This window comes from Rhodopseudomonas sp. (assembly GCF_036404135.1).
Lineage (GTDB): Bacteria > Pseudomonadota > Alphaproteobacteria > Rhizobiales > Xanthobacteraceae > Rhodopseudomonas_A.
In genome coordinates, this window is record NZ_DASWPE010000193.1 from 1 (window position 1) to 6,854 (window position 6,854).

The following is a 6,854-nucleotide window of genomic DNA, read 5'->3' on the forward strand; positions in this document are numbered from 1 at the left end:
CGAGGGCGAGGGCTCGCAGCAGTTCCGAATCCTGCGCGCCGTGAAGAACCGTTTCGGTCCCACCGACGAGATCGGCGTGTTTGAGATGACCGGCCTCGGCCTGCGCGAAGTCTCCAACCCGTCCGAACTGTTCCTGTCGGAGCGCGATCTCGGCAGTCCCGGCACCGCCGTGTTCGCCGGCATAGAAGGCACACGCCCCGTGCTGGTGGAACTGCAGGCGCTGGTCGCGCCAACCACGCTGGGCACGCCGCGGCGCGCGGTGGTCGGCTGGGATTCGAGCCGCCTGTCGATGGTGCTGGCGGTGCTGGAGGCCCATTGCGGCGTCAAACTGTCCGGCTACGACGTCTACTTCAACGTCGCCGGCGGCTTGCGGATCAACGAACCCGCCGCCGATCTGGCCGCCGCCGCCGCCTTGGTGTCATCGCTGGCGAATGCGCCATTGCCGACCGACGCGGTGTATTTCGGCGAAATCTCGCTGTCCGGCGCGGTGCGGCCGGTGGCGCAGAGCTCGGCGCGACTGAAGGAAGCCGCCAAACTCGGCTTTGCCCGCGCCGTGCTGCCCGAATCGGCGCGCGGCGACGCCGGCGGCGATGCTGGGCTCACGCTCAACAGCGTCGGCGGACTGTCCGGTCTGGTCGCCGACATTGCCGCGCGCGGCTCGCCGAAGCCCGGCCGCGACAACGGTAAAAGCACAGCGCCGGAGAAAAACGCCGCGCCGGCGCGATTCCGTCGCCAGGAGGGCTAATGCCCGCGTGACCTCGGGCGGCGCCACCGCTATAACGCGGCGGCGCGGCATCCGAGCGAGTTGTGACACGGACCCTTAAGCCATCGGACCGATGCTGTTCCGACGGCTCCGTTTGCGATTTTCCGGTGTTGCGGGCCGTGCCAATGTCCATCACTTAAGGCCACCCGGCGACCTGCCGATTCGCGGTTTCGATTTACGAGCGGACCTGACCAGCCGATGCCGATTACCATTCTCGATCTCGTCCTGCTCGCGGTGATGTTGATATCCGGCCTGCTGGCGATGGTGCGCGGCTTCATGCGCGAAGTGCTGTCGATCGCCGCCTGGGGCGCTGCGGCGCTGGTGACGCTGTACGCCTATCAGAAGCTGCTCCCCACCGCGAAAACCTATTTCAGCAGCGACACCGTGGCCTCGGTGGTGGTGATCGCCGGGGTGTTCATCGGCACGCTGGTGATCGTCTCGATCATCACCGTGCGGATCTCCGACATGATCCTGGATTCGCGAATCGGCGCGCTGGACCGCACGCTGGGCTTCCTGTTCGGTCTGGCGCGCGGCTTGCTGATCGTGGTTGTGGCCTATCAGTTCTTCATCTGGCTGGTTCCCGACAAGCAGCGCCCGGATTGGGTGACGGCGGCGAAATCCCGCACCGTGTTGCAGGGAACCGGAGATTGGTTGATGGCGCTCTTGCCGGATGACCCTGAAAATACCATCTTGAAGAGGTTCAAGAAGAACAAGCCGGAAGACGATCAGACCGACGCTGATCAGGCGACGCCGCCGGCTGCCGAGGGCTATCCGAAAAATGCCCGCGACGATTTGAAGAAGCTGATCGAAGGCAAGCCGGCCAAACGCTAGTCAAGCGAGGATCGAGGCGTGATGAACGAGATGCAGAGCCCTTCCGAAGCAGCACAGTCGCCCGAACCCGATCTTGATTTCGACATGGACGGCGACACGCTGCGCGAGGAATGCGGCGTGTTCGGCATTTTCGGCCATCCCGACGCCGCGGCGATCACCGCGCTCGGGCTGCACGCGCTACAGCACCGCGGCCAGGAAGCCGCCGGCATCGTCTCCTTCGAAGGCGGCCGATTTCATTCCGAGCGCCGGCTCGGCCTGGTCGGCGACACGTTTTCGCGCGCCGATGTGATCGCGCGGCTGCCCGGCACCGCCGCTGTCGGCCATGTGCGCTATTCCACCACCGGCGAAACCATTTTGCGCAACGTGCAGCCGTTGTTCGCCGAGCTCAACGCCGGCGGCTTTGCGATCGGCCACAACGGCAATCTCACCAACGGCCTGACGCTGCGCCGCGAACTGGTGCGCAACGGCGCGATGATGCAGTCGACCACCGATACCGAGGTGATCCTGCATCTGGTGGCGCATTCGCGCCGGCCGCGCTTCGTCGATCGTTTCATCGAGGCTTTGCGCGTCATCGAGGGCGCCTATTCGCTGGTGTCGCTGACCAACAAGAAGCTGATCGGCGCCCGCGACCCGTTGGGGATTCGTCCCCTGGTGCTCGGCGAACTCGACGATTGTCCGATTCTCGCCTCGGAGACCTGTGCGCTCGACATCATCGGCGCCAAATATGTCCGCGACATCGAGCCCGGCGAGGTCATCGTGTTCGACCGCCACGGCGTCACCAGCCACAAGCCGTTCCCGCCGATGCCGCCGCGGCCCTGCATCTTCGAATACATCTATTTCGCCAGGCCAGATTCCTTGGTCGGCGGCCGCTCGGTGTATGACGTACGCAAGGCGTTCGGCGCGCAACTGGCGCGCGAAAGCCATGTCGCGGCCGACGTCGTGGTGCCAGTGCCGGATTCCGGCGTGCCGGCCGCGATCGGCTATTCCCGGCAGTCCGGCGTGCCGTTCGAACTCGGCATCATCCGCAATCACTATGTCGGGCGCACCTTCATCCAGCCGACCCAGAGCGTGCGCGAGCTCGGCGTGCGGATGAAGCATTCGGCGAACCGCGCCGCGATCGAAGGCAAGCGCATCGTCTTGATCGACGATTCGCTGGTGCGCGGCACCACCTCGAAGAAGATCGTCAAGATGATGCGCGACGCCGGCGCCAGCGAGGTGCATTTCCGCATCGCCTCGCCGCCGATCACCCATCCGGATTACTACGGCATCGACACCCCGGACCGCGCCGGGCTGCTCGCCGCCACCCATTCGCTCGAGGAGATGCGCGAACTGATCGGCGCGGATTCGCTGGCGTTCCTGTCGGTCGACGGCATCTACCGCGCGATGGGCGAGCCCGGCCGCGATCCGGCGCATCCGAAATTCACCGACCATTGCTTCACCGGGGACTATCCGACCCCGCTCACCGACCACAACCAGACCGAATCGCAGCCGCGGCAATTGTCGCTGCTCGCGGAAGCGAGCTGACGCCCGACGATGGCAAAGGCCGCGGTGTTTGTCGCGGTCTGGTTCGGCTCGATCGCGGTCGGCTATCTGGTGCCGATGCTGATCGACCGCGACGTCGCCGGCGCGCTGGCGGCGGCCATTCTGATGATCGCCGGCGCCCTGCTCGGGCCGCTCCTGGCGACGCTTATGGTGCGGCGGCTTTTCGGTTGATGTCGCGGCTTTCGCCCTCACGCTAAAGTTCGTCGCGCCCGGCCTTGTGCCGGGGCGCAACGGCTTTAAAAAGACGCCTTGAATCGCCGGCCTCCGCCCGGCCGTGACGGATCACAGCGCGCCATGACCCTGCCCCTCGCCTCCCGCATCGCTCTCGTCACCGGCGCCTCGCGCGGGCTCGGCTACGCCACCGCCTGCGCGCTGGCCCGGGCCGGCGCCCATGTGGTCGCGGTGGCGCGGACCCAGGGCGGGCTCGAAGAACTCGACGACGAGATTCGTAAGGACACCGGCGAAGGCGCGACCCTGGTGCCGCTCGACCTCACCGATCTCGAAGCGATCGCCCGGCTCGGCGGCGCGCTGTATGAGCGCCACGGCAAGCTCGACATCCTGGTCGGCAGTGCCGGCATCGCCGGGCCGTCGTCGCCGCTCGGCCATATCGCGCCGAAGCCGTGGGGCGACGTGGTGGCGATCAATCTCAATGCCAATTTCCAGTTGATCCGCTGCATGGAGCCGCTGCTGCGGGTGTCCGACGCCGGCCGCGCGGTGATGATCAGCTGCGACGAGGCGCGCCGCGCGCCGGCCTATCGCGGCCCGGCCGCGGCGTCGAAAGCGGCGCTGGAAACCTTGACGCGGGTGTGGGCGGCGGAGAACGCCACCACGAACCTGCGCGTCAACCTGTTCGATCCCGGGGCGCTGCGCAGCCGACTGCGCGCCACCATCATGCCGGGCGAAGATCCCGAGACGCTGCCGACGCCGGCCGAAGTCGCCGAAGCCCTGCTGCCGCTGTGCCTGCCATCGTGGGGCGAGCACGGCAAGCTCTTCGACTACGCCACCCGCACGCTGAAGCACTTTGCCGCGGCGGTGTGATGCTGGCTGCACTGTCGCGATGGCGTCAGCGACGCGCTGTCAAGGCAATCTACGCGCACCTCGGCGGCGATGAATCCCGCACCTCTCCCCGCGTCGTCCCTGCGAACGCAGGGACCCATACCGTGCGGACGAGCTTTTTAGCACTGCGGCCAAAGCCGATTTTTCACATCAACCGCCAGGGGTGATGGGTCCCTGCCTGCGCAGGGACGACGCGCGGATAGGTTTTGCATGATCGCGACTGCGCGATGCGCAATTGGCGGCGACCAAAGGTGTGCCACCGCGCTCAAAATTCATCATGGCGTCATTCCGGGGCGCGAGAGCGATAGCTCTCGCGAACCCGGAATCTCGCTGCAGGGAAGAGCGTTCGAGCGACGCGTGGCAAGATTCCGGGTTCGCTCGCCTATAGCGTTTTCGAGCGAAGTGGATCCCGGTTCGCGTGAAGAAAACGCGTCAAAATAAGAATCTAGAGCTCCGGTTCTGATTCTATCAGAACCGGAATAGCTCTAAGAGGGGCTCGCGCCCCGGAATGACAGCCCTTAAGTATCAGCCGCCGCCTGCGCCTTTTGCCGGTTCATCGCCGCCACCGCGTGGCCGGCGATCAGCATCGACAGCAACAGCAGCAAGCCTGCGACGAGGAACGGCGCGCCGGGCAGATCGATCGGCGTGCCGTCGGCGATGAAGTATGCGAAGATCAGCGTGAACAGCGACGGCCCGACCAGTTCGGCGATCGAGTTGACGCTGGTGGTGGCGCCCTGCAACTGGCCCTGCTGATCCGGCGGCACCAGCCGCGTCATCAGGCTCGAGGTCGCAGGCCCGGCGATGCCCCAGATCGTCATCACCGGCGTGCCGATCCAGAACAGCGCCCCGTTCGGCGCCAAGGCGTAGATCGCAAATCCGAGCGCGCCGCAGCCATAGCCGATGATGATCGCCCAGCGTTCGCCGAGCAGCTTCAGCGCGGGGCCGACCAGCCCGCCCTGCACGATGGTGGTGCACAGCCCGACAAAGGCCAGCGCCAGCCCGACCGTGGTCTGGTCCCAGCCGTAGCGATAGGTGGTGTACAGCACGAAGGTCGCCGGCAGCGCCACATGCGCCACCTCGGCGCAGAACGTCACCACCGCCAGCGCGGACAGCGTGACGTTGGAGCGCAACAGCCGCAGCGCGCCGAGCGGATTGGCGCGGCGCCATTTGAACGGCGAGCGGCGCTGTTTCGGCAGCGATTCCGGCAGCACGAAGTAGCCATACAGTGCGTTGGCGAGGCTTAAGCCCGCCGCCACCCAGAACGGCAGCCGCGGATCGACGCCGCCGAGCAGCCCACCGATCGCCGGCCCGAAGATGAAGCCGAGCCCGAACGCCGCCCCGATCTTGCCGAACACCGCGGCGCGTTTCTCCGTGGGCGTCACATCGGCGATATAGGCGAACGAGGTCGAGATGCTTGCGGAGGTGACGCCGGAAATCATCCGGCCGACGAACAGCCAGCCGAGCGACGGCGCCAGCGCCATCATCACGTAGTCGCAGCCCAGGCCGAAATTCGACAGTAGGATCACCGGGCGGCGGCCGAACCGATCGGAGAGCGCGCCGAGCACCGGCGAGGCAAAGAACTGCATCAGCGCCCAGGCGGTGCCGAACAGGCCGTAGATCTTGGCGGCGTCGGCGGTGTTGTTGTCGGCGAAGCTCTCCACCAGCTTCGGCAGGATCGGCAGGATCATGCCGATCGACAGCATGTCGAGCAGGATGGTGATGAAGATGAAGCCGACCGCGGCGCGGCGCGGCGCAGCCGGCGTCTCGGAGGGCGGCGCGGGCTCAGGCAACTTGGAGGCAGGCGACTCGGAGCCAGGCGTCGCCGGCGGAGGCGTCGCGATGGCCTCGGCGACTGGCTGATCGACACTCATGGGATGTGCTGCGCCTCGCGCCATGGGCCGGCGCCTCCGCACAAGCTAATGCCTCCAGGCGGAGGCGGCAATTCGCAAAATGGCGGGCATTCGCCGCCGCTCGCGACGCCAACGCCCAGCCTCCCCACTTGCGCCGCGTCATCCTGAGTGTCTGACCGAAAAAGCAGCGAGCAAAATCAGGGGTTTTTGTCATTGCGAGCCGAGGGCAGCGCGCAGCGCCGACTTCGATGCAAAGCAATCCAGGGGCTTCAAGCGTGGCCCTGGATTGCTTCGTCGCAAGAGCTCCTCGCAATGACGGGTTGAAGGCCTGATTTCATTGATCGCTTTTTGAGTCAGACTCTGAGGAACCCGGCGAAGCTCGAAGAGCGAAGCCGGGTATCTCGAAGGATGGCCACGGACGTGACGCCGCCCCAGCTCCGGCGCAGCCGCGCTTGCAGCCACACCCTCGCGTTGCTCGGGCACCTCAGGATGACGGCGGTGGGGACTGGATCAGTAACATCAGCCGCTCAATCAGCGTCATCCTGAGGAACCCGGCGAAGCCCGCAGGGCGAAGCCGGGTGTCTCGAAGGATGGCCACGGACGTGACGCCGCCCCAGCTCCGGCGCGGCCGCGCTTGCAGCCGCATCCTTCGAGGCCCTCGCGTTGCTCGGGCACCTCAGCGACTGTCTTGGTTGTCAAGCGTTTTGCCATGGCTGATTGTCCCGCAGGATTGCGTTGAGGGTGGTGAGGAGCTTTCGGGCGACGGCGATCAGGGCGACCATTTTGGGCTTACCAGCGCTGATCAGGCGCTG

Annotated in this window: 6 protein-coding genes and 1 pseudogene; 5 read left to right on the forward strand and 2 right to left on the reverse strand. The window is 66.3% G+C overall.

All coding sequences use genetic code 11. The features are described from left to right. From VGC77_RS21200 to VGC77_RS21220, 5 genes are all read left to right on the forward strand, one after another. Positions 1-745, forward strand: a 745-nt coding sequence (locus VGC77_RS21200; protein ID WP_331173539.1) for a magnesium chelatase domain-containing protein, incomplete at its 5' end; no start/stop codon positions are given. Between the two features lie 216 nt (positions 746-961). Beyond that, complete coding sequence (locus VGC77_RS21205; protein ID WP_331173540.1) at positions 962-1,594, forward strand: CvpA family protein; 633 nt, start codon at positions 962-964, stop codon at positions 1,592-1,594. 21 nt (positions 1,595-1,615) lie between these two features. Further along, positions 1,616-3,118 (forward strand): amidophosphoribosyltransferase, encoded by a 1,503-nt coding sequence (purF, locus tag VGC77_RS21210; protein WP_331173541.1) that lies wholly within the window; start codon positions 1,616-1,618, stop codon positions 3,116-3,118. A gap of 9 nt (positions 3,119-3,127) precedes the next feature. After that, on the forward strand, positions 3,128-3,307 hold the full coding sequence (locus VGC77_RS21215; protein ID WP_331173542.1) for a hypothetical protein: 180 nt from the start codon (positions 3,128-3,130) through the stop codon (positions 3,305-3,307). Between the two features lie 123 nt (positions 3,308-3,430). Next, the gene (locus VGC77_RS21220) at positions 3,431-4,174 is read left to right on the forward strand and encodes an SDR family NAD(P)-dependent oxidoreductase (RefSeq protein ID WP_331173543.1); all 744 of its coding nucleotides are present in this window, start codon (positions 3,431-3,433) and stop codon (positions 4,172-4,174) included. 536 nt (positions 4,175-4,710) lie between these two features. On the opposite strand, the gene VGC77_RS21225 is transcribed toward VGC77_RS21220, so the two are convergent. Together VGC77_RS21225 and VGC77_RS21230 are read right to left on the reverse strand one after the other, a co-directional pair. Then, positions 4,711-5,982 carry a TCR/Tet family MFS transporter gene (locus VGC77_RS21225; protein ID WP_414709706.1) on the reverse strand — a complete coding sequence of 424 codons (1,272 nt, stop codon included), beginning with the start codon at positions 5,980-5,982 and terminating at the stop codon, positions 4,711-4,713. A 755-nt stretch (positions 5,983-6,737) separates the two neighbouring features. Then, positions 6,738-6,854: pseudogene (locus VGC77_RS21230) on the reverse strand (IS110 family transposase); the annotation flags it as partial.

What these genes read in the sequence shown, in the direction of transcription:
- VGC77_RS21205 (WP_331173540.1), top strand. Translation starts at nt 962, where the DNA reads ATGCCGATTACCATTCTCGATCTCGTCCTGCTCGCGGTGATGTTGATA.
- purF (WP_331173541.1), top strand. Translation starts at nt 1,616, where the DNA reads ATGAACGAGATGCAGAGCCCTTCCGAAGCAGCACAGTCGCCCGAACCC.
- VGC77_RS21215 (WP_331173542.1), top strand. Translation starts at nt 3,128, where the DNA reads ATGGCAAAGGCCGCGGTGTTTGTCGCGGTCTGGTTCGGCTCGATCGCG.
- VGC77_RS21220 (WP_331173543.1), top strand. Translation starts at nt 3,431, where the DNA reads ATGACCCTGCCCCTCGCCTCCCGCATCGCTCTCGTCACCGGCGCCTCG.